Raw genomic sequence first — 24096 nt, 5'->3', positions numbered from 1 at the left:
GCCCCCGTCGTCGTGCCGGTGCTGCGGCTAGGGTGACCGGGACCTTTCACCGGAACAGGAGTGCCCATGCCGCAGATCACCGTCGAGACCTCCCCGGCCCTCGACCACGTCGACTGGAGCGCGTTCGCGCTCGCGCTGCACCCCGTGATCGTCGAGATCGCGGCCGCGCGGCTGGAGGCGTGCAAGCTGCGCACCCTGCGGACCGAGGACGAGGTCGTGGGAGACGTGGTGGCCACGGGCACGGGAGGTCCCGCCATCGTCCATGTCGGCATCGCCCTGCTGGCCGGCCGCAGCGACGAGACCAAGGCGAGGCTGACCGAGGCCACGCTGGAACTGCTCCGCAAGCACATCGAGCCCGTGGACGGGGTCACGCTGCACGTGTCCGTCGAGGTGCGCGATCTCGACCCGTCCTACCGGAAGTTCGAGGCGTAGGACCCGCTCCCGCGCGCCGCGCCTCCGGGGGCCTTCCTACGCCTCGGGCGGCGAGGCGAGCGCGAGCAGCCGGACGACGAGGTCGGTGAACGGCCCGTCGCCCGGTTCGTCCTTGAGCCCCCCGCGCAGCAGCGCGGCGACCTCGGGGTCGTAGGCGGCGCTGACCGCCGCCAGGGCCGCGAAGTCGTGCACGAGCTGCACCTCCAGCTCGCCGCGCGGAATCCGCCGTCCGTCCAGCCAGATCAGCGCCGTCGACTCGACCAGCGAGATCCAGGACCGGATCACCAGCTCCAGCCGGGCCGGCGGTTCCTCGACGTCCAGATGCGACAGGATCTGGAGGTAGGCCGCCTGCCGTACGGCGTCGATGAGGGCGTTGGTGGTCGACGAGCCGACGGCCGGGCCGCCCCGCATCAACGCGGCGAAACCGGGCCCGTGGTCGTCCACGAAGTCGAAGAAGCGGCGCATCACCCGCAGCAGCCGCGTGCCCAGCGGACCCTCGCGGCTCTCCACGAACCGGCCCGCGAGATCGTCCGCGGCGCGCTGCAACGCCGCTTCGTACAGGCTGAGTTTGCCCGGGAAGTAGTGGTACACCAGCGGCCGCGAGATGCCCGCGGCCGAGGCTATCTCGTCGATCGAGACCTCGTCGGGCGAGCGTCGGCTGAACAGTTCGAGGGCGACGCCGATCAACTGCTGCCGTCGCTCCTCGACACCCATCCTGCGGCGTACCCCGGTTGTCATGCGGACACTTTACCGATCGCGTCCGGCCCTGATCGGGCCGGTACGGGCGGCGGATGTTCACATGTCCAGCACGATTCGCCCACCTCGTGTCCGCGAGACGCAGATGAGCATCGAGTCGTCACGCTCCGCGTCCGTCAGCAGTTCGTCGCGGTGCTCGATCTCCCCTTCCAGGACGCGCTGCCGGCAGGTTCCGCAGAACCCCTGCTCACAGGAGTAGAGCGTGCCGGGCAGCTCCGCGCGGACCGCGGCGAGGACCGTCGTGCCGGCGGGCACGGTCACCGTGCGTCCGCTGCGCCGCAGTTCGACCTCGAAGGCGCTGTCGCCGCCGTCGGGCGCGCGGGCGGTGAACCGCTCCAGGTGCAGTTCCGCGCCGTCCGGGATCCGGGCCGCGACCGCCGCCATGAGTCCGTCGGGCCCGCAGCAGTAGACCGCCGTGCCCGGGACGAGATCCGCGAACAGCGCGTCCAGGTCCGGCAGTCCGTCCTCGTCCTCGGCGACGACGGTGACCTTCGGGCCGTCCAGCTTCTCGATCTCCTCCAGGAACGGCATCGAGGCCCGGGTCCGGCCGCCGTACAGCAGCCGCCAGTCGGTGCCCTCCGGGAGGGACCGCAGCATCGGCAGCACCGGGGTGATCCCGATCCCGCCCACGACGAAGACGTACGCCGGTGCCGCCACGAGCGGGAAGCGGTTGCGGGGCCCGCGCACCTCGACCCGCATGCCCTCACGGAGGTCCTCGTGCACCTCGCGCGAGCCGCCCCGCCCGTCCTCGACGAGCCGGGTCGCGACGGTGTACGCCGAGCGGTCCTCGGGATCCCCGCACAGGGAGTACTGCCGGACGAGCCCGGAGGGCAGCACCAGGTCGAGGTGGGCTCCCGGCCGCCAGGGCGGCAGGGGTGGCAGGCCGGCTCCCTCCAGGCGCGTCAGGACGACACCGTCGGCGACGAGTTCGTGCCGGGCGACCCGCAGCCGCAGGGCCCGGGTGCGGGGCCGGCCGGAGAGGGGTTCCTCCAGGGCGGGCAGCGGCCACAGCGGTGACGCCTCGATCCGGCGGCGCATCGCGCGTCGTACGAGCACGGCCGCGCCGGCGACGGCGACGACGGTCCGCAGCCTGGGCATCACGCGGCACCCGTGTTCTTCTCGGCGGCCGTGGCGGCCGGGGAGGAGGCGAGATAGGCGATGGCCTGCTCGGTGGAGCCCTCCTGCGAGGGGTGGTAGGTGCGGCTGAGGTAGCGCGGGACGGACCTGAGCAGGTCCCCGGTCGGCGGCAGCACGCCCCGCTTGCCGCTGACGTAGAAGTCCTTGAAGCTCGCCCTGCCGTTCACGAGGGTCGGATCGTTCTCCATGAAGAAACGGGCGCCGCGCTGCCACAGGAAGACGAGCGCGGTGAAGGCGGTCGCCCAGGTCCGCGCGCGTCTGCGATAGCTGCCGTCGAGGTGCTGGAACAGGTCGAACGCCACCGAGCGGTGCTCGACCTCCTCCGCGCCGTGCCAGCGCATCAGATCCAGCATGACCGGATCGGCCCCGCGCCGGTCCAGTTCTCCCGCGTTCAGGATCCAGTCGCCGAGGAAGGCGGTGTAGTGCTCGATCGCGGCGATCAGGGCGACGCGCTCCAGCAGCCACCAGCGGCGCGCCCGGCCCGGGGGCAGCGTCCGGTCGCCGAGCAGCTTCTCGAAGAGCCAGTCGACCTGCGCGGTGTACGGCGTCGGGTCGAGCCCGAGTTCCGCCAGGTGGGGCAGCACCTCGTCGTGCGCCTGCGAGTGCGTGGCCTCCTGCCCGATGAACCCGATGACGTCCTCGCGCAGCCGCTCGTCCCGGATGAGGGGCAGGACCTGCCGGTACACGTGCACGAACCAGCGCTCGCCGGCCGGCAGCAGCAGGTGCAGCACGTTCATCGTGTGCGTGGCGAACGGCTCGTCGGGCACCCAGTGCAGCGGTGTGTCCTCCCACGAGAACGACACCTTCCGTGCCGTGAGAGCCGTCCGCTCGGACTCGACCGGCCGGGGCTGCCGGGCCTGCGTGTTAGACATGGCGTCAATGTACTGACGGGTAGGCGCTCGGAGAAGCCCTGTGCGCCCACTTGTTTACGTCGGTGTCAGCAATCCGCGCCGGGTGTCCGGCCCATTGTGCGGTACGGGCCTTCAGCGCAGCCCGGTGATGCCCCGGCCGTCCGTCAGGGTTCCCTTCAGCTCGGCCCGCGCCCCCTGCGTCGTCCGTACGGTGAGCAGGGGCCCCGCCGCCGAGCCGCGCACCCCGCCCGTCGCCTCCACCGAGGCCGTGCCCTTGCCGCCGGCCGCGAGGAGATACCACACCCCCGCGCCCGACTTCCACAGCACACCGGCGAGCACGTGCGGATCGCGGGAGCCGCAGGCGGGGGAGTTCGCGGCCTGCGCGGCGACCGCCCCGTACGGTCCGCCCGGGGTGCGGAACTGGGCCATCACCCGGGTGCCGCCGCCCCGCCAGGTGTCGGCGCGCGTGCACACCCAGTCGCCCGATCCGCTCCCGTCCGGCAGCGGCTGGCGCGCGTACTCCCAGGCGTTCACGGTCCGCACGCCCTGCGAGCGCGCCGAGGCCAGCGAGCACGCGAAGGGCGCCCACTCCCGCAGGCTCTCCGCTCCTGCCGCCTCCCGGGGCGCGGCCGGCCGGCCCGCCGTGAGATGGGCCGGGACCAGCTCGCCGAGGTCGGACAGCAGCCGGGTGCCCGAGGCGTCCTGGACCTGGAGCACGTTCCACGACGTGCACGCGCCGGTCGCCGGCGGTCCGGCCAGCGGGGAGGTGGAGCCGTCGGCGGACAGCGTGAGGTCCATCGCCCCGGCGGAGGGCTTCAGCAGGTCGCGCTCGGCGGCCTTGGTCACCCAGGGGGCCGTCAGATAACGGACGTTGCCGTCGGCCCGGCCCAGCACGACCGCGCTCGCCTCCGCCCCCTTCGCCCCGTCGACCCGCGCGAAGTCGAGAGCCGCGCCGCCCGTCCCGTCCTTCGGCTCCGCGTAGCGCACGACGCGCAGACCGTCGTAGAGGAGCACCACGCGGGCCTGGTCGACCTCGCCCGCGTACAGCAGCTGGGGCGGTCCGGGCGGGGCCCCGGAGGGGGTGCCGGGCGTCGCCGAGACCTGGACGGACTCGCCGGGCCTGGCCCAGACGGCGAGCGCGCGGCGCAGCAGCGCGGAGTCGTCGACGAGACCGCCGCGCGCGGGCCAGACGGAGAAGTCGGTGCGCGCGGAGGACTCCCAGGCCGCGGGCGCCACCCGCTGCACCTTGGCCGGGTCGAGCGCGGCCTCGGCGGCCGGGTTCTGGGCGTAGGAGGGGGCCGCGGCGCCGTCCGGGCCCCAGCCGTCGCCGGGCAGCGCGAGCAGCGCGCCGCACACGGCCACGGCGGCGGTGGCGGCGAGGGCGGCCTTCATGTGCTGCCGGCGCCGCATCAGATCGGTGGGCCGGGCCTGCAGCGAGCAGGGGTCGAACTCGGGGGAGTCGAGCAGCGCGTCCCGCGCCTCGACGGCCGAGGCCTCCTTCAGCGCCGCGGCCGGGTCCTCGACCCCCGCGGCCGTCAGCACCTGGCGCAGCCGCGGGTCGGCCAGCCGCTCCAGCCCGCGCAGCACGTACGCGGCCCGGGCCGGCCCCGAGAGCGCGGACAGCCGCTGGTCCAGGGCCAGTTCGTCGGCGCCGCCCGAGCGCGGGAAGAGCCGCAGGCCCCACACCTGGGGGAGGAACGGCGGAAGCTGGGACCGCTTGGGCCACGCCCAGCGCTTGAGCGGCAGCCCGGCCTCCAGCGCCGTCCGCACCACCTGGAGGCGTACGAAGGCGTAGCCGGGGTCGCCGTCACGGCCGCCGCCGCTCTGCTGGGCGGGGATCACCGAGGCGTCGCCCGCCGCCCGGCCCCGGGGCAGCGCGCGCTGGGTGAGGGCGTGCGCGGTCAGCACGCGCCGGTTGCGGCCGAGGCTCGGCGGGAGCATCAGATAGGCGAGCCGGACCAGCCGCGGGTAGTGCTCGACGAGCGCGGCCTCGGCCTGCTCGACGTCGACGACCGCTCCGGAGGAGGGTGCGGGGCGCGGGGCTACATCCTGTGACTGCACGTTCAGCAGAACGAGCGAATGGGCGGATGGTCACCGGCCCCGGCGGGCGGCCTGGCTCCCCCGCGGGACCGGCGGGGCTTCGCGGAGCCGTCCGGGACTCAGTCCGCGGACTCCCCGGGTTCCACGAGAAGGCGGGCGTAGTTCGCCATCGACCGCTGGTAGCGCGGCAGATGGGGGGCCAGCGCGCCGATCACGAGCGCCAGGCCCTCGCGTTCGCGGCCGAGGTCGGCGAGGCAGAGCGCCAGCGTGGCCCGTACCGCGTCGTCCAACTCGTCCGAGGGGGCGACCAGTTCGGGAGTGAGCAGCTTGACGCCCTCGTCCGCCTGTCCGATGTTCCGCAGTGAACTGGAGAGCTGGATCTTCGCCCGGCGGCCCTTGTACCCGCTCAGGCCGCGGGCGAGTGCCTCCCGGTACAGAGGGACGGCCTTGTCCGAGTGGCCCGTCGAGTCCCAGGCGCAGGCCTGCTCGAAGGGGCCCAGAGGGCTGCCCTCGGGCAGTTCGGCGACCAGCGCGTCGATCACCGCCCGGAAGTCCGCCGCCCGCTCCTCCTCGTAGTCGTCGAAGCGGGCCCAGGCCGCCGCCGTACGCTCTTCCCAGTCTTCGTTCACGGGTGCCACCCTCGCACAGCCGTGTCCCCGGCGGTACCGGGTTCCCGCCCGCGCCGGGGCGCATTGAGCAGGGGAGCGCCCGCAGCCGTATCGAAGACAGAGCCCTCGCCGGGGCTCTTCTCGGCGTGAACGCCGACAGGTACCGGAGGAACGTATGAGGTTGACACGCGGGAAGCTTCTGGCCGGGGCGGCCGCGGCCGCCCTGCTGGCCCTGACCGGCTGCGGCGGCGGATCGGACGGCAAGGACGGTGCCGCGAAGGAGACCGTCCCGGCCACGGCGACCGGCAGCCTGGAGGAGCTGGCCGCCGAGGTGAAGTGCAAGCCGAGCATCCAGACCGACGCGGACGAGATCCGCCAGGGTGTCTGCAAGATCAGCACCGGCAAGTTCATCCTGGCGACCTTCGCCACCGACCGCGGCCAGCGCGAGTGGCTCGACGGGGCCAAGGACTACGGCGGCTCGTACCTCGTGGGCGCCAAGTGGGTGGCGGTCGGGGACCAGAAGATGGTCACGACCTTGCGCGTCCATCTCGGCGGAACCCTGGAGCAGGGGACCCAGCACGGGGCCGGTCACTCCGGTCACCACAGCGGCTGACCACGGGATCCCGGCCCGGCCGTCCCGGCGGCCGACCGGCCGGGATCCGGGCCCGCACGGCGGAAGGCCGGTGACGGGAGATCCCGTCACCGGCCTTCGCTTCAGGGTGTTACTTGCAACGCTGACCGTTGTTGATGCAGGTGACCATCTTGTTCATCAGGTTCTCGTCGAAGACGTTGATGAAGTCGTCGTGGTCGGTGGCGGCCTTGTGGAGCTGCTCCGGGAAACCGTCCACCGCGTAGGCGTTCTTGATCTGCCCGTTGGTGAGGGTCGGGGCCCGGAAGCCGTAGACCAGGCGCATCGTGAGCTGCGGGATCGCCTTGAAGCCGTTGGCGCAGTTGCCCTGGGCGTCGGCGAAGGCCACGTGCGTACGGTGGTTGGCGCTGTCCGCGTTCACGCCGTCCCAGCAGCTCTGGAAGGCGAAGGTGCGCACCACGGTGCTGCCGCGGGGGCAGATCGGGTACTGCTGGGTGAGCTGCACCTTGTTCTCGAAGCCGGTGCAGCTCCAGTGCGCGTTGGCGTTCGCGAGACCGTTGGTCGTGGTCTTCGCGTCACCGGTGATGATGCGCAGGAACTTCGGCATCGCGACGACCTTGCTCGCCGGGTTGCCGACGAACTTGATCTGCGCCTGCTTCACCTGCTGGATCTGGCCGACGTTGAGTTCCTTGCCGCCGCCCAGGTTGTTCTGGTCGAAGTCCTGCGTGCCGTTCTGGATACGCACGACCGGCCAGTAGTACGACGACTTGTCGCCCTGGTTGGCGCAGGACGTCTGGGCCGCCGCGAAGGTGTCGTTGGTGGCGAAGGCGTCGTTCGACTGGTTGCCGACGTAGTCGTGCAGGTGGTGGGCACCGTTGGTGACACCGGGAGCCACGATCACGTTGTCCGTGTTGAACTTCTTGTTCGCGTTGACACCGCAGGACGTCGTGAACGTACCGGCCGAACCGGCCGCCTGCGTCCGGGCCTTGCGGGCGACGTTCGGCTGGACCTTCGTGATGTCGACGAAGTCGGCCGCGACCGGGCCGTTGCCGGCCTGTCCGCCGTTGCCCGCCTGCGCACCGCCGCCTGCGGCGGGGGCGCTCGCACTCGCGGAGGCACCGGCACCCGCACCCGCGCCGGCACCAGCACTGGCGCTCGCGCCGGCGGACGGGGCCGCCGTGGCGCCGCCGTTGTTCTGCCCGCCGTTGGCCTGCCCGCTCGCGGGCTGTCCCGTGCAGGTGGAGAGCCCGTCGAGCCAGCCCGGAGCCTTGCCGCCGACGCGGTTGATCTCCAGCTTGATCCGGTCGATGATCACCGAACGGTTCTGCTTCAGCGGCGTGAGGATGGAGTTCTGGACGAAGCTCGCGTCCCTGGCCTGCGCGTCACGGGTGGTCGCGAGACGCTGGTAGGCGGCGGTGATCTGCTGGTCGAGTGTCGCCAGCTCCCCGTCGACCTGACCCCGTGCCTGGTTCGGAACGTTGGACAGCTTCTGGCCGACGTCCGGACACTGGATGGTGGCGACCTGCGCGGGCGCGGCCTTGGTGGTGTTCCGGCCCGAGTTGCTCTCGTGCGCCGAGGCGTAGAAATTCGCCCAGACCAGCCCACCCCCGCCGATCGCGAGCGCTGCCGACGCGGCGATGGCGCGAACGGCCAGCGGCGAACGGCGTTTTCGAATGTTGCGTCCCATGGAACTCCTCTGACTTCCTTGCGGGGCAGCGAGGCGCCCGACAGGAGTGAAGCGGCTCCATTCCATACGCAGGAGGTGCGGGAGGTGTTCAGGGGTCTCGAAGAAATCTTGGAAAGTCGTGAGGCCAATTCGGTCACAATGGTCCCAGAAGCCCGCGAATTTCCGGGAGTTGATCTCGGAATTCAGGTTTGAGAGTGATTTCTTGACTCGTATTCAGTAGCCGGGGGTTTCGGGAGGGCTACTGCCGGTCGTCGCCCGGTGTGGCCGGCGGACTCCAACTGCCCTGGTGGAAAGTCGAGTTCGGGACCGTTCCGACTGTTCCGGCCCCACCGCACCCGTCGGTGCGGTGGGGCCGGAACGGACGGCCGGGAATTGCCGGCATTCAGCTTTCGAGGACCTTCGCCTCCACCGCGGGATCCAGTCCCACACCCGGCCGGTCGGCGCGTTGGGGCGCGGTACCGCCGAGTGACCGGAGCCAGCCCCAGGTGTCCTCGACCGTCTCCTCGACGGGCCGGCACCGCAGCCCCGTCCGCAGGGCGCGTGAGACATCGCCCGAGTACACCGAGGTGTGCAGCTCGCTCCTCGGCGGCACCCACACCGGAAGCTGCGTCCACGGCTCGATCCCGGCGCCGAGCACGGTCTCGGGGTCCGTCCAGCGGAGCTCGGCCCGCGCCCCGGTCACCCGGAGGCACGCGTCGAGCAGCGCCCCCATGGTGCTGTGCCCCGGGGCGCTCACCAGGTTGTACGCCCCGTCGAGTTCCGCCTCCACGGCGTCCAGGGTCCACTCCGCCAGGTCCCGGACGTCGACGTACTGGATCGGCAGTTCGCGCGGCCCGGGGGCGAGCACCGGACCCCCCGCCGCGATGCGGTTCAGCCACCACGGCAGCCGCCCGACGTTCTCGTAGGGCCCGAGGATCAGTCCGCACCGGACGAGCAGCGAACGCGCGGCGCCGAAGGCCTCGACGGCGGCCAGTTCCCCGCCCCGCTTGTCCCGGGCGTAGTCGGTCGCGTCCGCGTCGGCCGAGGCGCCCTCCACGAGCGGCGCGTCCTCGGCGTACCCGGCGGCGCGGGGCCACGCGTACACCGAGCAGCTCGACACGTACACGTAGCGGGCCGCCCGCCCGGCCAGCAGACGGGCCGCGTCCCGGACCGCCCGCGGCGCCGCCGACCAGGTGTCGACGACGGCGTCCCACGTGTCCGTGGTCCCGGCGAGTGCCGCGAGCCCGTCCGGCGCGGTGCGGTCGCCCAGCAGCGACCGCGTTCCGGGCGGGGGTTCGTGCCGTCCGCGGTGGAAGACGGTGACCTCCCATCCGCGCGCGAGCGCGGCCTCCACGACCGCGCGCCCCACGAACTCCGTACCGCCCAGCATCAGAAGTCTGCGTGTCATACGGACGACTCTGCCCGCACGGCCCGCCCCGCGGCACGCGAATCTGCTGACAGAAGACGTGCGGGGCCGGGCCGTTCCGTGGACCTGTGGATCAACGGCCCGTCGGCGGGGTGTACTTGTACCCCACCCGGCGCACCGTCTGGATGGCCTGGCGGTGCTGGGCGCCGAGCTTGCGGCGCAGCCGGGCGACATGGACGTCGACGGTCCGTCCGTCGCCGACGTGTCCGTAGCCCCAGACCGTGGAGACCAGTTGGTCGCGGGTGTGCACCCGGTGCGGATGGCGGACGAGATGCGAGAGCAGCTCGAACTCCAGGTAGGTCAGGTCCAGTACGCGTCCGTCGACCTCGGCGGTGCGCTGCACCGTGTCGACGCGCACCAGCGGGTCCACGAGGCCCTCGCCCGCGGTGTCGGCCGGGGCGCCGGGGGCGGCCGGGTGCCCGGCCCGGCCCGTCACGGCGAGCGGCAGCAGGGGCTGCTGGTCCGCCGGCACGAGGACCAGGTAGCCGATCATCGGCGGCTGTCCCGGCAGCACGGGCAGGGCGTTCTGCGGAGCGGGCAGCCAGGTGGCGCCCGGCGGGAGGAAGGTGGCCCCGTCGTACCCCGGGCTCGCGGGTTCGTCCGGGCGGGGAAGGCCCCAGTCCTCGTCCCGGTCGACGGCGCGCAGTCGGTGCCGTGCCGGGGAGGCCGAGGGGGCGGGAGGGGTTGCGACGGAGGAGAGGGAACGAGTGGTCGCCATGAGAGGTCAGCTCTTTCGCGCGAGAAGTTCGTCGGGAGGTTCGACGACCGCGAGTTCGTGGTCGGAGCCGTCGAGGACGTACGTCGTGCGCGCTGGCCGAAGGCCGGGGTGTACGGCTTTAGAGGGCCGGCGCGTTCGTCGCGCGACAACACACCCGGTCGAAGTCGTGGTGCTGACGGGAGGGCCAGAAGGGCTCGAGGTCATGGCGACCCGTCGCTACGCACTTCTGGAAGTTGGCCATGAACCCATTGAAGCAGACACAGGACCGCAACAGGAGCCTCCTCTCACTGCTCGGACGCCTTCTTGGCGCGAAGCCGACGCCGGGCGGACCGGGTCGGTCGGGCGGGCGTCGGGCGGGCGTCGGCCGGGGCCCCGACGGGAACGCGAGGGGGCGCCCACCGTGACGGTGGGCGCCCCCTCGGAAACCGGGCGGGATCAGATCTGGCCGGCCTTCTCCAGAGCGGTGCAGCAGGTGTCGACGATGAGGCGCGTCACGACGTACGGGTCGACGTTCGCGTTCGGACGGCGGTCCTCGATGTAGCCCTTGCCGTCCTTCTCGACCTGCCACGGGATGCGGACCGAGGCGCCGCGGTCGGAGACGCCGTAGCTGTACTCGTTCCACGGGGCGGTCTCGTGCAGGCCCGTCAGACGGTCGTCGATGCCGGCGCCGTAGTTCTTGACGTGGTCCATCGGCTTGGAGCCCTCACCGAGCGACTCGCACGCGGTGATGATCGCGTCGTAGCCCTCGCGCATCGCCTTCGTGGAGAAGTTGGTGTGCGCGCCCGCGCCGTTCCAGTCGCCCTTCACCGGCTTCGGGTCCAGCGTCGCGGAGATGTCGAAGTCCTCGGCGGTGCGGTAGAGCAGCCAGCGGGCGACCCAGAGCTGGTCCGAGACCTCCAGCGGCGACAGCGGGCCGACCTGGAACTCCCACTGACCGGGCATGACCTCGGCGTTGATGCCGGAGATGCCGAGGCCCGCCTTGAGGCAGTTGTCCAGGTGCGTCTCGACGACGTCACGGCCGAAGATCTCGTCCGCGCCGACACCGCAGTAGTAGCCGCCCTGCGCGGCCGGGAAGCCGCCCTCGGGGAAGCCGAGCGGACGGGCGCCCTTGAAGAAGGTGTACTCCTGCTCGATGCCGAAGATCGACTCCTGCGCGGCGAACTTCTCCGCGACCTCGGCCAGCGCGGCACGGGTGTTGGACTCGTGCGGCGTCATGTCGATGTTCAGGACCTCGCACAGGACGAGGATGTCGTCGCCGCCGCGGATCGGGTCCGGGTAGCTGGCCACGGGCTTGAGTACGCGGTCCGAGGAGTGCCCCTCGGCCTGGTTCGTGGAGGAGCCGTCGAAGCCCCAGATCGGCAGTTCCGCACCCTTGGCGTCGTCGGCCAGGATCTTCGTCTTGGAACGGAGCTTGGCCGTCGGCTCGGTGCCGTCGATCCAGATGTACTCAGCCTTGAAGCTCACGGGCCACATCCTTCGGGGTGGGTCTTGATCGCACTTGCGGGTGCGGCGGCGCTGCGGCACTGGGGCGCCGCCGGGGATGGCCGAAAGCCTGTCAACCAGCGATTTCCCGAGCATTGCCCGAATGTGAACCCCGTGTTACCTGGGGCGTATGTGCCCGGTCTCACACGACCCGTTCCGCCGCGGCTGTCCGCTTGTGATCGTTCGCGACCGCGATTGTCCGGACGGCCCCCTCGCCGTGGTGCCGGAGGCCCCGCGGGGGATCGCTCGTATGCGATCCGGGTGAGAGCGGTCAGGTGTGATCCGCCCGGATTCAGGGCGAGTTGTCCGTACGAGACGCATGTCGCGTGGCTCCGAGAAGGGCCGTCCGCCCATGCGAAAGCCCCGCCGCCCCCGGCCCGTGGACGGGTCGGCGACGACAGGGCTTTCGGAGGGATCTGCCCGTTATCCCACCTTCTCGATGCGGGCCCGGCGGATCAGGAACTTGCCCGGCTCCCGGACCTGTTCGAAGGCCGCGTTGTTCAGCAGGACACAACTGCCGGAGACCGAGGTGACCTGAACGGTCGTGGACTTGTTGTTGTCCAGGTTGGTCACCTTCAGCTTCGTCCCGGCCGGGAACTGGTTGCTGGACGCGGCCGGTGCGCCGCCCTCGCCGGAGAGCGTGACGGTCGAACCGTTGCAGACCTGCTGGCCGGTGGCGGCGCCGGCGCCCGCGTTGTTCGCGGGGGCGCTCTGCGCCGGGGGCTTGGTGGCGGCCTGGGCCGGCGCGGACTGGGCGGGCTGCTGAGCGTTCTGCTGGCCGGTCTGGGAGCCCTGAGCCGATTCCCCGACAGCGCAGCCGGACGCCTGCTGCTGAACCTTGATCTGCGCGATGACCGCTTCACGGTTCGCGATCCTGGCCGCCGACTGGGAGTCGGGGTGGGCCTTCTGGTCCGCGATGAAATTCTGGTTGTTGCCGAGCGCGGTGGCCAGGCCCTGGCATGCCACCGAGGACTGAGCGGTCTGCACGGAGGCCGCGTTCGAGGTGGCGGCCAGGGCGAAGGCCCCGCCGCCGGCCACGGTCGCCGCGCTGACCAGCAGGGCGATCTTCTTCTTGGTGCTGAGAGTTCTCCTACGCGACATGCGCGCCTCCAGAGAGTGGGGGAGCGTTACGTCGCTATGTACGAGATGCCGAACGCAGTTACTCAACGGTTACGGCATTCACTTAAGTAACGTGGATCACACGGGAGTTGGGGAGGGTGGCCCGGCCGGCCGGACGAGGGTCGCCCCGTCGGGCGGGGGCCCGGCGACCGGGGCGGGCGGCCCGGCTAGCGGGACAGGGCCTCCCGTACCGCCTCCTCCGTGCGGCCCACCAGCGCCGTCCCGTCGTCCGCGGTGATGATCGGCCGCTGGATGAGCTTCGGGTGCTCGGACAGCGCCTTGATCCACCGGTCCCGTGAACCGGCGTCCCGCGCCCAGTCCTTGAGCCCCAGCTCCTTCGCCTCGGCCTCGCCGGTCCGCGTGATGTCCCAGGGTTCGAGGCCGAGACGATCGAGGACGCCTCGGATCTCGTCCTCGGAGGGCACGTCCTCCAGGTAGCGGCGGACGGTGTACTCGGCGCCCTCGGCGTCGAGCAGGCTGATCGCGCTGCGGCACTTCGAACAGGCCGGATTGATCCAGATCTCCATGCCGCACACGGTACGGCAGACCCCCTCGGACACTGCTGTCACGGCACCCCCAAAGGCCCTGTGGCCAGCGGCGATTGTCAGTGCGCGGCGGTAGAATAGAAGCAGTGTTCGAGGGTGTCGCCGGGGGGTCCGGACGGCGCCCTGACCGCGACAGGAGGATGCCTGTGCCCGCTGCCGCACTGAAGCCGCTGCCCACTCAGTCCACATCCAGGACGGCGGTCCCGATGGAGCTGCCGTACGAGCCCGTGGAGAAGCGTCCGCTCCCGCCGGGGCGCCCCCGCGACTGGTACGTCACGCACAACCGCCGGCTCAAGGCGATGCGACTCGCCATAGCCCTGCTCGACTCCGGCGTCTACGTGCCGAACCAGGCCCGTGACGAGAAGATCCGCAGCACAGCGCTGCTCATCGGCGTGCACCCGCCGTCGGACACCACGTGCCACATGGTGCGTGCCCTGATGAGGTACGCGCGCTGAGAGTCCGAGCGCGCCGCTGAGGGTGCCGGGTGCCCACCCCGCTTCACGGGCACCCGGCACCGGTCCCGATCTTGATCCCGGCACCGGTCCCGCTCCCGAGCTCGGCGCCCGTGTGGTCGAGACGCCGGTGCCCGGCTCACTCCGCCGACAGCTCCCGTTCCAGGGGTGTCCGGAAGCGGGGTGTGATCCGGGTGCCGCCCACCCATGCCTGGAGGCGCTCGGCCTCCGCCGCGATCGCGTCCCGGGCCTCACGGCCGACACCCTCACCGGCCGTCAGCCGCCAGACGATCTCACCGTCGGGCCGCTGCGCCCACCCGCCGACCACCCGCCCGTCCCACCACACCGTCGGCCCGACATTGCCGCTGCGGTCGAACAGGGCCGGCCGCAGGGACGGTTCGAGGAACCAGTCCCGTTCCGCCCGGCTCATGGGCGCCGGGTCGAGGGCGGGCAGGAGGGCGGCCCACGGCGCCCCCGGCTCGTCGACCGGGCCCTCGTCGCCCGCCGCCACATACCCCGTGAGCCCGTCGTCGAGCGACACGGCGACCGCCCCGCTCGCGGCCAGCGCCCGCCGTACGTCGGTGACCTTCCACCCCGTCCACCACTTCAGGTCCGCCTCGGTGGCGGGCCCGCACGCCCTGAGCCAGCGGCCCAGCAGCTCGGAGCGGGCCTCGGCGGGCGGGAGCGCGGGATGCGGCGGCGCGATCGCCCAGCGGAACTGGCTCGACGTCCAGGACCCGAGCGGCCGCCCCCGCACCACCCGGCCCTCGACCCCCAGCACCCGCATCAGACGGGACGACACGGTGTGCACCCCCTCGTAGCTCTTCCCGGCCGCGTAGGCGAACTGCTCCTTCAACCGCGGCTCGTCCCCGGTGAGTTCGTTCACGGTGGCCTGTCCGCGCCGGGCCAGCGCGGCGAGCGCGGACGCCTCGACCTCGTCGAGCCACTCCTCGGTCAGCCGCCCGCCGCTTCCGGTGGCCATGTCCTTGACCAGTCCGGCCCGGGCCTTCGCGGCGATGTCCAGCCCCGTCGAGGCGTGCACGACGGCCGCCAGGGCGCTGGGGAACACGAACACGGTGTGCCGCATGCCGTGCATCCGTACGAGTGAACGGTCCTCGTACAGCGACCGCTCCACCTGCGCCACCGTCTCCCGGGCGTCCGCGAGCCGCGCGCCCACCGCCAGGTACACCGTCGCCGGGTCGGTGCCGTGCAGCGCGACCACAGAGTCCGCCACCTCCTCGGGGGTCGTGCCCCGTGCCGTGCCCGCGAGCCGCTGCCGCAGCCCGAGCCGTGCCCGCCGTTCCGCCACCCCGATGTGCCGCGGCTTCCCCGTCACGTCGTCTCCGTCCGGTCGCTCCGTGCTCCGTACTCCGCGCTCCTCATCCTGCCGAACCCCCGCCCGCCACGGGACGGGGTTCACCCGTTGGACGCAGCCGGGCATGCGGCGGACCTGCCCGCGGCCTTGACTGGGGCCACCGCGAGGAAGCGGGATCCGGAGGCGAACCAGGACCACGTGGGGAGAGACGATGCAGCGCAGGGACCGCATACGAGGACCGGTCCGGCTGATCCTGGCCGGGTCCGTGGTGGCGGCCCTGGCCGCGCAACTGACCGCCTGCTCCGACGACAGCAGCCCCTCCGGAACCGCCTCCAAGGCCGCGTCCGCCGCTTCCCGGGCCGCGTCCGCCGTCTCCGAGGCCGCCTCCGCCGCCACCGAGGCCGGTGACGCGCTCGCCTCCGCGACCGCGGAGGCCGGCCGGAAGTTCGACGAGTTCAAGGGCGGCGTGGACGCCAAGGACGAGGTGAAGATCGACGGGACCGCGAGCCCCGACTCCGACGGACGCGCCACCGTCAAGGTGACGGCCACCAACCCCACCTCCTCGGCGAAGTCGTACGTCGTCCAGGTCGACTTCCGCGACCAGAGCGGCAACCTCCTCGACACGACCGTCGTGAGCGTGAACGACGTGGCGGCGAGCGCCTCCAAGGACGCCACCGCCCGCAGCAACCGCTCCCTCACCGGCGACGTCAAGACCGACGTCGCCCGCGCCGTGAGGCACTGACCGCGTGCTCCGCAACAGCGTCACGGCCACCACCGCGGACCGGGCCGCCCTGGGCCGGGCGGCCCGCAAACGGGTGCCCCGGTCCGCGCACGGCACCTGGATCCCCGCCGCCGACCGCCCCGACCCCGTCGGCCTCCTCCAGACCCAGGGCAGGGAGCGGCTCCCGGAACTGCTGCCGATCCGCTACGCCCGGATGGCGGCCTCACCGCTGGCGTTCCTGCGCGGGGGCGCCGCCGTCATGGCGGCCGACCTGGCCGCCCAGCCCCACACCGGGCTCACCGTCCAGCTCTGCGGGGACGCCCACCTGCTGAACTTCGGGCTGTACGCCGCCCCGGAACGCCCCTTGCTCTTCGACCTCAAGGACTTCGACGAGACCTTCCCCGGCCCCTTCGAGTGGGACGTCAAACGGCTCGCCGCCAGTGTCGCGGTCGCGGCCCGGGAGAACGGGCACAAGGAGGAGCACGTCTTCGGCGCGGCGCGGGCCGCCGCCGGGCAGTACCGCGAGGCCGTACGGCGACTGGCCCGGCAGGGCGAACTGACCGTCTGGTACCAGCACATCGACGCCGATCTGCTGCTGCCGCTGGTCCGCTCGGGACGCCGCCGCCGGCGCGCGGAGGCCACCCTCACCCGGGCCCGCCGCCGCACCAGCCTGCAGGCGCTCGGCAAACTCACCGAGACCGTCGGCGGACGCCGCCGCATCGTCCACGACCCGCCCCTGCTGGAGCCGGCCGGAGCCATGGACATGGCCTCGCTCCGCAAGATCTTCAGCGACTACCGCTCCACGCTCCCCGAGGAACGCCGGCTGCTCCTCGACCGCTACCGGTTCGTCGACGCGGCCCGCAAGACCGTCGGCGTGGGCAGCGTCGGCACCCGCTGCTTCATCGTGCTGCTCGCCGGGCGGGACGCCGACGACCCGCTGTTCCTCCAGATCAAGCAGGCCGGACGGTCCGTGCTGGAGGAACATCTGCCCAGCGGCCCGTACGTCCATCCCGGGCGCCGGGTCGTCGCGGGCCAGCGGCTCATGCAGGCCGCCGGCGACGCCTTCCTCGGCTGGACGACCGGCCCCGAGGGACGCGCCTTCTACTGGCGCCAGCTCCACGACACGAAGGGGCCCGCGGACATCGCCGGCATGAGCCCGGCCGAACTGCGCTCCTACGCCCGGCTGTGCGGCACGGCCCTGGCCCGCGCGCACGCCCGCTCCGGCGACCGTGTCGCGATCGCCGCCTACCTCGGCGGCGCCGACACCTTCGAGCGTGCCGTCGCGGACTTCGCGCTGCGCTACACGGACCGCAACGCCGGCGACCACGCGGCACTGGGCGCGGCGGTCATCGCGGGCGTGGTCCCGGCGGCCCCCGGGGTGTGAGCCGCGCGGCTCGGCCGGTGTGCGTCGGCCCGGCCGCACGGGCCGCACGGGCCGCACGGGCCGCACGGGCCGCACGGGCCGCGCGGCCGGTCAGGCGTCGGCCGCCGCCGGGGCGCCGAGCCCGGTGAGCGCGAGGTCCACGAGCCGGCGCCGGTCCTCGGCGTGGTCGCGGAACCAGAGACCCAGGAAGTGATCGGCGTCGGGCAGTTCGAAGCGGGTGAAGTCGGCACGAGCGGCGAGCGCGTCGGCGACGGCCCGCGTGACGGCGGGCGGGACGACCGCGTCCGTGGCCGGTACGGCGAGCACCGCTCGTCCCTCGTAGGCCCGCAGCACGTCGAACGCGGGAGCCTGCCGCCAGCTCTCCGGGGAGCGGATGATCCGGCTGAAGCGGCTCGGTGCCTCCGGGCCGTCCTGCCCCGGGGCGCTCCCGCTCTCCGCGTCCGCGAACGGAAGCGGCCAGGCCTCGGCGGCGTACACGGCGGGCGCGCACAGCACGAGCGCCACCACGCGTCCCCCGTAGTGCCGGGCGAGATCGGCGGCCGTCTGGCCGCTCATGCTGAACCCGACCAGGACCAGCGGGGCGTTCGCGGGAACCGTCGCGTCGATCACCGACACGGCCTGCTCGAAACGCCGCCTGAGGCTCAACTCGCCCAGTGTGCCGGTGCTTTCGCCGTGTCCGGAGAAGTCGAACGCGAGTCCCGCGCAGCCGCGGGCCGCGAAGTCGCCGAGCAGCGGGAGCAGCCGTTCCTTGCTGCCGTTGCCCGCGCCGTGCAGCAGGACGGCGGTCGCCGCGCCGTCGCTGGTGCCGTCGCCGTGGCTGCCGACGCAGCTCAGTCGTTCACCGTCGTGGTCATGCGTGAAAGGGGAGAGCATCCGCCCATTTACGCACGCCGACCGCACCGCACCCGAGGCGGGAGGGGCCGGACAACTCCCCTCGGGGGTGACCGGTCGGCGGGAGGGGCCGTGTCGCTCAGGAAGCGGCGGGAGCGCCGTTCGCGTCCGGCTCGCCGGTGCCGGCCGCGGCCGGAGCCCCCGCCGCACCCGCGCCGGGGGCGGGAGCCGAGCCCGCGGCGGTGGCGGCAGCCGGGTCCGCGCCGGTGGCGGCGGCCGTGTCCGCGGCGGGTGCGGCCGACTTCGCCTGGGCCGCCGCGACCGCCTTGCGCAGGTGGTCCTCCTGCTCCTGGCTCAGCGAGGTCTGCACCAACTGGCCGCCGAACTCGGCGATCTGCGGGATCACCTTGTCCCCGGCGGCCTGCTTGACGAGGACGAACAGCGCGGCCGCGCCCGGCCGCAGATTCTGGCTGAGATCCTTCATGAACTTGTCGTTGATGCCGGTGTCCGTGACGGCGCCCCCGGCGGCACCGGCCGCCGCGCCCACCGCCGCGCCGAGCAGCGGCGCCAGGAAGAGCAGCCCGATGACACCGCCCCACAGCGCGCCGCCCGCCGCGCCGACGGCCGTGTGGCTGACCGCCTGGTGCAGCTTGATCCGGCCGTCCTCGCTCCGCTCGACGACGACCGCGTCCTCCAGCTCGACGAGATGCTGCTTCGACAGCTCGAACAGCTTGTCGCGCACCTGGCTCGCGGTGGCGACATCGTTGTAGGCGACGACGAACAGATTGCTCATGAGGGCACCCCTTGTGTCGATTCCGTACGACTTTATAGGGATATGGGACGGGGTGCAGTCGGGAGAAATCCAGATGAGCGGCCGGCGCCGGGCGCCTTCGGCCGGGGCGTCACAGGCCCGGCGCGCCCCAGATCGGGAACCAGCGGGCGAGGTCCTGCTCGATGCGCAGGTCGTCGGCCAGGGCGGCCTTGACCTGGAGTTCGAGCGCGTTGTCGCGCCGCTCGCCCTCGCCGGCGAGCGGCGCGAAGGGATAGAAGGTCCCGCGTTTGTAGAGGTAGACCAGGCCGAGCCGCCGCTTCCCGGCGTCCTCGAAGGTCACCACGGAACACAGGAGCTGAGGACCGAAGCCGGTGCCCTCCAGCGAGCTGTTGACCGCGTGGAGATCGCTCACCAGCGCCGGCAGGTCGTCGGGGGCGCGCCGGGAGACCAGCCACGAGTAGCCGTACTCGTCCCGGCCGATCTCCACCGGGGAGCCCGTCCGCCCGGTGTCCGCGTCCAGCAGCTCCCGCACCTCCCGGTGCGCCTCGGCGAAGGCGGCGCCCTCCACGGACGCGAAGCACACCGCCCCCGTCCCGGTCGGGGTGAACCCGGCCGCGGCCTGGAGGGTCACGGCCGCCGACGGCAGTCCGAAGAGCCGGTCGAGGTCGGGTGCGGTGGGCTTGCTGCGGCCCAGCAGGATGTCCAGGAACCCCATGCGGTCAGAGAACCTCTCCGGGAGCCGGGGCGCTCGCGTCCGGCACCGCGGGCTCGCCCAGCTCGGCGGAGATACGAGCCAGTTGCGCGAGCCGCTGCTCCAGGCTCGGGTGGGTCGAGAACAGGTTGGCGATGCCCGGCTGGGCGCCGAGCGCGGGGGTGAAGTAGAAGGCGTTGAAGGCCTGCGCGGTCCGCAGGTCCTTCGTCGGGATCCGGCCGATGTCCCCGGTCACCTTGGTCAGCGCGGACGCCAGCGCCGAGGGGCGGCCGGTGAGCAGGGCCGCGGAACGGTCGGCGGCCAGTTCGCGGTACCGGGAGAGCGCCCTGATCAGCATGAAACTGATGGCGTACACGGCCGCGGACACCGCCATCACCGCCATGAAGATCGCGAGGGTGTTCTGGTCCTTGCGGCCCCGCCCGCCGAAGAGCTGCGAGTAGAACGCGAACCGCACGATCAGCCCGGCGAGAACCCCGAGGAAGGACGCCACGGTGATCACGGCGACGTCCTTGTGCGCGACGTGCGACAGCTCGTGCGCGAGGACGCCCTCCAGCTCGTCGGGCTCCAGGCGGCGCAGCAGCCCGGTGGTCACGCACAGCACGGCGTGATCGGCGTTGCGCCCCGTGGCGAACGCGTTCGGCATGTCGATGTCCGAGACGGCCACGAGCGGCTTGGGCATGTCGGCCACGGCACACAGCCGGTCGACGACGCCGTGGAGCTGGGGATACTCCTCCCGCTCCACGATCCGCCCGTGCATGGCGTACAGCGCGATCCGGTCCGAGAACCAGTACTGCGCGATCAGGAGCCCGGCCGCGATCACGACGACCAGCACCCACGACTTCAGCAACACGATCAACGCGGCGACGAAGGCCACGTACAGCAATCCGAGCAGGAAGAGCGTGACCGTCATGCGCACGGTCAGCTCCCGGTCGTTCCGGAATCGGCTCCGCATCTCGCACCACCCCGCAGTCGGGCACTCGTCCCGCTCTCCATTGTGCGCCCGCGGTTCCCCATGAACCGGTGCCGATAGGCCCTGCGGCGGGCAAAGAACTTCCCCCGGGAGAGCGCGGTCCCGCGCCCGCCGCCGGCGCCCGTCGCGCGCGGGGGAAACACGTCGGCCGCGCCCCTCCCGGAGGAAGGACGCGGCCGAGACGTACGCGGCGGGACCGACGGGCTTACACGTCGAAGAAGTGATGCCCCGGTTCGGCTACCTGGGCGGATCGCAGGCACCGTTTGCCTGACCAGCAAGGACGCTGTTGTCGTCTGTCGTCGTCGGCCGTTGCTGGCCTACCTGGGACGGCCCACAGACGGCCCCGCTGTGATGTGTCGTTCGTGGGGCGGCGACAGGGCCAAAGCCGGGAGGTTTGAGCCGGCAGATTTACAGCGGGCTCCACTTACCGCCCACGACCTGCGGCGTTCCATATGCCGCCTTCTGCCGGGGGACACCCGGGGGCATAACCAGGTCAATGCGCCTGCCCATCAATTTTTCGGCCGTCAAGAAGGTCGGGCGTTGGGACGGGCTGAACATCCAAAAGCTCTTATCCGCAAGCGCGCGGTAACTGACCGTCCAGTGAGACTTCGGTCGCGCATCATCAGGCGAGACAGGAACGAGGCGAGCGGAGATCCACTCGCCCTTGATCGGCGTCGGCATCCGAGCGCACTGGTGATGTGCGGGTGTGATCCTTGACGGCCCAGCAGTCGTTGCCTTGTAGGTGGACCGCCCCAGATTGAGTGGTGGTTGAGGCTGTAATCGAAAAGACGACCGCTGCGTCACCGTTGAGGGGAGCCACACGATGCACCGGACGATGGTCTACCTCATTGTCGCGACCATCGGCCTCGTCAGCTTCAGACGCGGAGCCCGGGGCAAGGCCTACGCCTCGGTGTAGCGCCTTCGTCGCAGCTCAGAGGGTGGGTTCCCGACGCCTTCCTGGCTAGATCAAAGGCCGCATCCTGGGCCTGCAGGCGACTACGTCAAAGAGTGGGACCGGCAAGGGTGCAAGGCGGACCGTCAAAGGCGCTTGACGTCCGACGCCCTGACCTCGCGCGAAGGCCTTCACCTATACATAGGAAGGTCTCATCCGGGTCACGAATGGGCGTCATAACAAGCAAGTCACAGCCTTCCCCGCGCACCTCCCACCGCACCGGACTGCCTGTAAACATGACTCGGCAACGCAAGAGGGGCCACCGGATCGCCGACTGTCCAGGAAGCCGATCAGGTTGCCCCTCTGCGTTCCGTCGACCACTAGAAGAGACCAACGGAGGCGAGATGGAGATTACGTCGGGCATTGGGGGCGCGGCCACCCCTTGTGACAATTGCGCCGAACGAGCGCAGCGAAAGCAACGCAGGGCCCGGAGGGCGCGCAAGATCGGCATGTGCGTCTCAGCTGCAATGTCTGCAGGCGGGTTGGTCTCGACGCTAGCCCTCGTCGCCGGTTCCGCACCTGGCGCCAGTGCCTGCGCCACGCTCTGCGCCGCCGGCGTGGGAGGCATGGCCATGTTTCGCAAGTAGAGCCGCGATGTTTGAAGAGCGATCTCCTGCAGGTGTATGACGCAAGGCCGACCGTTGCCTGATCGGAGGTGCCGGTCGAACCTTGCATGGGTGCGGCGGATGGATCAGTGTCCCCACCAGACGCTCTGAACACTGATTCATCTGCCACTTCTACTTCTTCATACCTACTGCGCCAGCGTTTTCGCAGTTCAGGCACTAGGTATGGCATGGTCTCACCCGGTACTCGGCAGGCATCGGGAATTTTTCTCCCGATTTCGTCCAAGCGGTCTGGAGCGGGCTCGGGACAAGGCATCGGCAGCAGGACGCCTTGCCGGGTACCAGCGAGGAGCAGGAACTGGCCGCGCCGCTCTGACGAGATGCATCGCGACTACTGCTGTGGACGCCCCGACTGTCCGTCTCCTGGAAGGGGGTACCGGTAGGCAGTGGCCACGAGCTCCTGGCGCTTCGGCAACCAGTCCGCCCAAGCGCGCCAACGCCCGCCATGGCAGCGGAGGTTATCGTCGAGATGGATCTGATCTATCACTATGAGGTGGGTGCTGGCACCTTCGGCATGGCGGACCTCTCCTTCAGTGAGGTCAATTGCCTCGCGGCTGGTGGTGCTGCCTTTGACTTCGATGTGCGTCTCAGTTCCGTCTCTGCGTACCGTGACGTCCCATGGCGAGCAGTCACCCACGTCCTCTGCCTCGTAACCCAGTGAGCGGTAGTGATCGAGCACCAGATCCACGGCGTGCCGTTCCACGGCTCGTCGCCGCCGAGCGTCCTGCTGACGTCCGTATCCGGTAGACCTCGTCTGCTTGGCCGAGGTAATGGCCGGGCGGTCAGGCATTTCCGGTGCGTGGGGTTCAGAGACCGCGGTCTGGCACAGCTCCAACAGCTCAGGCAGCTCTTCCACCAGGACCCGCGGGAGCTTGGTGAGGTAGCCCTGCGCAGCCCGAAGCGGTCGGGTCTCAGAGAGGGCAAAGGGGAAGTACATGGGGCCGTCGACTGACTCTGCGAGATGATCCCGCAGGGACCGAATGCGAGATTCGATCTCACGCAGACGCGCCTGTGTAACCGGCTGTGTCAACTGCCGGTACCCGCCGAGCTGAGCCTGCCAGGCGGGCTCAGGCCCTGACGCATTCCGCTGCCGGCCGTAAGTGCCGCGGCTCTGCCAAGTGATGGTGGATGCGAACGGCTCACCCAACACGTGGGAGTAGCCGACGACGCCCGGACCGTGGTTTTTGTCCCAGTGCAGGACGAGGTCTCCTGGCCGCACCTCACGCACGAGTGCGTACGACCAGTACTCCACACCCTGATCATTGACCTGCGGCGCGAGCAGATTCGTGCCGATGTCATCTCGGTTAGTGATCTCCAGCCAATAACGCTCGTTCGGATCTCGTCTCCACCACCGGTTTACAGGCATGCCCCACCCTGACTAGCGACTCGGCTCATTGCCGATCATGCCAGTCACGCCAGTGCCGCGAAGCCGAACGGAGCTACGGATCTAGCTGAACACAACGCCCCCGCACGGCAACTACCCGCCACCGCTGAGCATCATGGCTGGCCAGCCTCGTGACTACAGTTCTCCGCCCCTCGCGGAGCGGGCGGACCCGAAGCCAGCAGATTTACAGCGGGCTCCCTCCGCCCTTCACCACCTGCGGTTCTTTCTGCGTCGGACACTGCTGGGGGACACGTGGGGGGATTCGGGAACTCCCCTCTAACTTGCCGGGGCTCCCGTCCCTCTCGTAACCCCCAAGCCCCGATCGGACAGCCGCCGGACCCGTCAGTCGACCGCACGAGGCTGTCTAAGGCTGGCAAGGACGTGCTGGACGGCGAGAGTGCGCGGGTGGGCATCACCGAGGGTGCCGCGTCGGTGGGCGAGCACGGCCTCGAACTCAGTGCGGGCCTGCTCCACCTCCCCCAAGTCGCGCAGCACCCCAGCGAGGTTGTACCGGGTGGCGAGAGTGCGCGGGTGGGCATCACCGAGGGTGCCGCGTCGGTGGGCGAGCACGGCCTCGAACTCAGTGCGGGCCTGCTCCACCTCCCCCAAGT

22 protein-coding genes and 1 pseudogene are annotated in these 24096 nt (G+C 71.3%); 5 read left to right on the top strand and 18 right to left on the bottom strand.

The window, feature by feature from the left end; translation table 11 throughout:
* Nucleotides 1-66: 66 nt before the first annotated feature.
* Entirely contained in the window at nt 67-432 is a 366-nt protein-coding gene (locus ACZ4TO_RS11155; protein WP_382781255.1) for a 5-carboxymethyl-2-hydroxymuconate Delta-isomerase, read from the top strand.
* A 36-nt stretch (nt 433-468) separates the two neighbouring features.
* Here the strand turns inward: ACZ4TO_RS11155 and ACZ4TO_RS11150 are convergent, their stop codons facing one another.
* The 5 genes from ACZ4TO_RS11150 to ACZ4TO_RS11130 form a co-directional block, all read right to left on the bottom strand.
* The gene (locus ACZ4TO_RS11150; protein ID WP_382781252.1) at nt 469-1170 is read right to left on the bottom strand and encodes a TetR/AcrR family transcriptional regulator; all 702 of its coding nucleotides are present in this window, start codon (nt 1168-1170) and stop codon (nt 469-471) included.
* Nucleotides 1171-1227: 57 nt separating this feature from the next.
* Nucleotides 1228-2286 carry a PDR/VanB family oxidoreductase gene (locus ACZ4TO_RS11145; RefSeq protein WP_468024015.1) on the bottom strand — a complete coding sequence of 353 codons (1059 nt, stop codon included), beginning with the start codon at nt 2284-2286 and terminating at the stop codon, nt 1228-1230.
* Nucleotides 2286-3197 (bottom strand): metal-dependent hydrolase, encoded by a 912-nt coding sequence (locus tag ACZ4TO_RS11140; RefSeq protein ID WP_382781246.1) that lies wholly within the window; start codon nt 3195-3197, stop codon nt 2286-2288. The genes ACZ4TO_RS11145 and ACZ4TO_RS11140 overlap by 1 nt, the downstream gene beginning before the upstream one ends.
* 111 nt (nt 3198-3308) lie before the next feature.
* Nucleotides 3309-5237 (bottom strand): hypothetical protein, encoded by a 1929-nt coding sequence (locus ACZ4TO_RS11135; protein ID WP_468024014.1) that lies wholly within the window; start codon nt 5235-5237, stop codon nt 3309-3311.
* 98 nt (nt 5238-5335) lie between these two features.
* A complete protein-coding gene (locus ACZ4TO_RS11130) occupies nt 5336-5845 on the bottom strand; it encodes a tetratricopeptide repeat protein (protein ID WP_385042095.1) in 510 nt (169 codons plus the stop codon).
* Nucleotides 5846-5999: 154 nt separating this feature from the next.
* Here ACZ4TO_RS11130 and ACZ4TO_RS11125 point away from each other — a divergent pair, with 154 nt between their 5' ends.
* Nucleotides 6000-6437 (top strand): hypothetical protein, encoded by a 438-nt coding sequence (locus ACZ4TO_RS11125; RefSeq protein WP_468024013.1) that lies wholly within the window; start codon nt 6000-6002, stop codon nt 6435-6437.
* 109 nt (nt 6438-6546) lie between these two features.
* Here the strand turns inward: ACZ4TO_RS11125 and ACZ4TO_RS11120 are convergent, their stop codons facing one another.
* The 6 genes from ACZ4TO_RS11120 to ACZ4TO_RS11095 all read right to left on the bottom strand — a co-directional run bounded on the left by ACZ4TO_RS11120 (nt 6547) and on the right by ACZ4TO_RS11095 (nt 13351).
* Entirely contained in the window at nt 6547-8100 is a 1554-nt protein-coding gene (locus tag ACZ4TO_RS11120) for a DUF1996 domain-containing protein (protein WP_468024012.1), read from the bottom strand.
* Between the two features lie 382 nt (nt 8101-8482).
* Nucleotides 8483-9469: an NAD-dependent epimerase/dehydratase family protein gene (locus ACZ4TO_RS11115; RefSeq protein ID WP_468024362.1), complete on the bottom strand. Its 987-nt coding sequence runs from the start codon at nt 9467-9469 to the stop codon at nt 8483-8485.
* A gap of 109 nt (nt 9470-9578) precedes the next feature.
* A complete protein-coding gene (locus tag ACZ4TO_RS11110) occupies nt 9579-10223 on the bottom strand; it encodes a winged helix-turn-helix domain-containing protein (protein ID WP_382781228.1) in 645 nt (214 codons plus the stop codon).
* A 435-nt stretch (nt 10224-10658) separates the two neighbouring features.
* A complete protein-coding gene (gene glnII, locus ACZ4TO_RS11105; protein WP_468024011.1) occupies nt 10659-11687 on the bottom strand; it encodes a glutamine synthetase in 1029 nt (342 codons plus the stop codon).
* A gap of 441 nt (nt 11688-12128) precedes the next feature.
* Nucleotides 12129-12806 (bottom strand): RlpA-like double-psi beta-barrel domain-containing protein, encoded by a 678-nt coding sequence (locus ACZ4TO_RS11100; RefSeq protein WP_382781222.1) that lies wholly within the window; start codon nt 12804-12806, stop codon nt 12129-12131.
* Nucleotides 12807-12991: 185 nt separating this feature from the next.
* The gene (locus ACZ4TO_RS11095) at nt 12992-13351 is read right to left on the bottom strand and encodes an arsenate reductase family protein (protein WP_385042093.1); all 360 of its coding nucleotides are present in this window, start codon (nt 13349-13351) and stop codon (nt 12992-12994) included.
* Nucleotides 13352-13515: 164 nt separating this feature from the next.
* Between ACZ4TO_RS11095 and ACZ4TO_RS11090 the strand changes: the two genes are divergently transcribed.
* Complete coding sequence (locus ACZ4TO_RS11090) at nt 13516-13824, top strand: hypothetical protein (protein ID WP_382781217.1); 309 nt, start codon at nt 13516-13518, stop codon at nt 13822-13824.
* Nucleotides 13825-13960: 136 nt separating this feature from the next.
* Here the strand turns inward: ACZ4TO_RS11090 and ACZ4TO_RS11085 are convergent, their stop codons facing one another.
* Entirely contained in the window at nt 13961-15157 is a 1197-nt protein-coding gene (locus tag ACZ4TO_RS11085) for a winged helix DNA-binding domain-containing protein (protein ID WP_468024010.1), read from the bottom strand.
* Between the two features lie 190 nt (nt 15158-15347).
* Between ACZ4TO_RS11085 and ACZ4TO_RS11080 the strand changes: the two genes are divergently transcribed.
* Together ACZ4TO_RS11080 and ACZ4TO_RS11075 are read left to right on the top strand one after the other, a co-directional pair.
* Nucleotides 15348-15878 (top strand): hypothetical protein, encoded by a 531-nt coding sequence (locus tag ACZ4TO_RS11080; protein ID WP_382781211.1) that lies wholly within the window; start codon nt 15348-15350, stop codon nt 15876-15878.
* 4 nt (nt 15879-15882) lie between these two features.
* Nucleotides 15883-17241, top strand: coding sequence for a DUF2252 domain-containing protein (locus tag ACZ4TO_RS11075; RefSeq protein WP_385042092.1), 1359 nt, complete (start codon nt 15883-15885; stop codon nt 17239-17241).
* Nucleotides 17242-17355: 114 nt separating this feature from the next.
* Here the strand turns inward: ACZ4TO_RS11075 and ACZ4TO_RS11070 are convergent.
* From ACZ4TO_RS11070 to ACZ4TO_RS11045, 6 genes and pseudogenes are all read right to left on the bottom strand, one after another.
* Nucleotides 17356-18114 (bottom strand): annotated as a pseudogene (locus tag ACZ4TO_RS11070) (alpha/beta fold hydrolase); the annotation flags it as partial.
* A 97-nt stretch (nt 18115-18211) separates the two neighbouring features.
* Nucleotides 18212-18865: a DUF1269 domain-containing protein gene (locus ACZ4TO_RS11065; protein ID WP_468024009.1), complete on the bottom strand. Its 654-nt coding sequence runs from the start codon at nt 18863-18865 to the stop codon at nt 18212-18214.
* 109 nt (nt 18866-18974) lie between these two features.
* Complete coding sequence (gene pspAB, locus ACZ4TO_RS11060) at nt 18975-19559, bottom strand: PspA-associated protein PspAB (RefSeq protein WP_382781202.1); 585 nt, start codon at nt 19557-19559, stop codon at nt 18975-18977.
* Between the two features lie 4 nt (nt 19560-19563).
* Complete coding sequence (gene htpX, locus ACZ4TO_RS11055; RefSeq protein WP_382781199.1) at nt 19564-20508, bottom strand: zinc metalloprotease HtpX; 945 nt, start codon at nt 20506-20508, stop codon at nt 19564-19566.
* A 1924-nt stretch (nt 20509-22432) separates the two neighbouring features.
* Nucleotides 22433-23467, bottom strand: coding sequence for a protein NO VEIN domain-containing protein (locus ACZ4TO_RS11050; protein ID WP_468024008.1), 1035 nt, complete (start codon nt 23465-23467; stop codon nt 22433-22435).
* Nucleotides 23468-23827: 360 nt separating this feature from the next.
* On the bottom strand, nt 23828-23959 hold the full coding sequence (locus ACZ4TO_RS11045; protein ID WP_468024361.1) for a hypothetical protein: 132 nt from the start codon (nt 23957-23959) through the stop codon (nt 23828-23830).
* Nucleotides 23960-24096 lie beyond the last annotated feature (137 nt).

Source organism: Streptomyces sp. NPDC028298 (assembly GCF_055565895.1).
Note: the sequence above shows the minus strand (reverse complement) of the source record. Positions and strands in the feature narration are given on the sequence as shown.

What these genes read in the sequence shown, in the direction of transcription:
- ACZ4TO_RS11120 (WP_468024012.1), bottom strand. Translation starts at nt 8,100, where the DNA reads ATGGGACGCAACATTCGAAAACGCCGTTCGCCGCTGGCCGTTCGCGCC.
- ACZ4TO_RS11150 (WP_382781252.1), bottom strand. Translation starts at nt 1,170, where the DNA reads ATGACAACCGGGGTACGCCGCAGGATGGGTGTCGAGGAGCGACGGCAG.
- ACZ4TO_RS11145 (WP_468024015.1), bottom strand. Translation starts at nt 2,286, where the DNA reads ATGCCCAGGCTGCGGACCGTCGTCGCCGTCGCCGGCGCGGCCGTGCTC.
- ACZ4TO_RS11115 (WP_468024362.1), bottom strand. Translation starts at nt 9,469, where the DNA reads ATGCTGGGCGGTACGGAGTTCGTGGGGCGCGCGGTCGTGGAGGCCGCG.
- ACZ4TO_RS11110 (WP_382781228.1), bottom strand. Translation starts at nt 10,223, where the DNA reads ATGGCGACCACTCGTTCCCTCTCCTCCGTCGCAACCCCTCCCGCCCCC.
- ACZ4TO_RS11050 (WP_468024008.1), bottom strand. Translation starts at nt 23,467, where the DNA reads ATGCCTGTAAACCGGTGGTGGAGACGAGATCCGAACGAGCGTTATTGG.
- ACZ4TO_RS11065 (WP_468024009.1), bottom strand. Translation starts at nt 18,865, where the DNA reads ATGAGCAATCTGTTCGTCGTCGCCTACAACGATGTCGCCACCGCGAGC.
- ACZ4TO_RS11080 (WP_382781211.1), top strand. Translation starts at nt 15,348, where the DNA reads ATGCAGCGCAGGGACCGCATACGAGGACCGGTCCGGCTGATCCTGGCC.
- ACZ4TO_RS11155 (WP_382781255.1), top strand. Translation starts at nt 67, where the DNA reads ATGCCGCAGATCACCGTCGAGACCTCCCCGGCCCTCGACCACGTCGAC.
- ACZ4TO_RS11140 (WP_382781246.1), bottom strand. Translation starts at nt 3,197, where the DNA reads ATGTCTAACACGCAGGCCCGGCAGCCCCGGCCGGTCGAGTCCGAGCGG.
- htpX (WP_382781199.1), bottom strand. Translation starts at nt 20,508, where the DNA reads ATGCGGAGCCGATTCCGGAACGACCGGGAGCTGACCGTGCGCATGACG.
- pspAB (WP_382781202.1), bottom strand. Translation starts at nt 19,559, where the DNA reads ATGGGGTTCCTGGACATCCTGCTGGGCCGCAGCAAGCCCACCGCACCC.
- ACZ4TO_RS11100 (WP_382781222.1), bottom strand. Translation starts at nt 12,806, where the DNA reads ATGTCGCGTAGGAGAACTCTCAGCACCAAGAAGAAGATCGCCCTGCTG.
- ACZ4TO_RS11125 (WP_468024013.1), top strand. Translation starts at nt 6,000, where the DNA reads ATGAGGTTGACACGCGGGAAGCTTCTGGCCGGGGCGGCCGCGGCCGCC.
- ACZ4TO_RS11095 (WP_385042093.1), bottom strand. Translation starts at nt 13,351, where the DNA reads ATGGAGATCTGGATCAATCCGGCCTGTTCGAAGTGCCGCAGCGCGATC.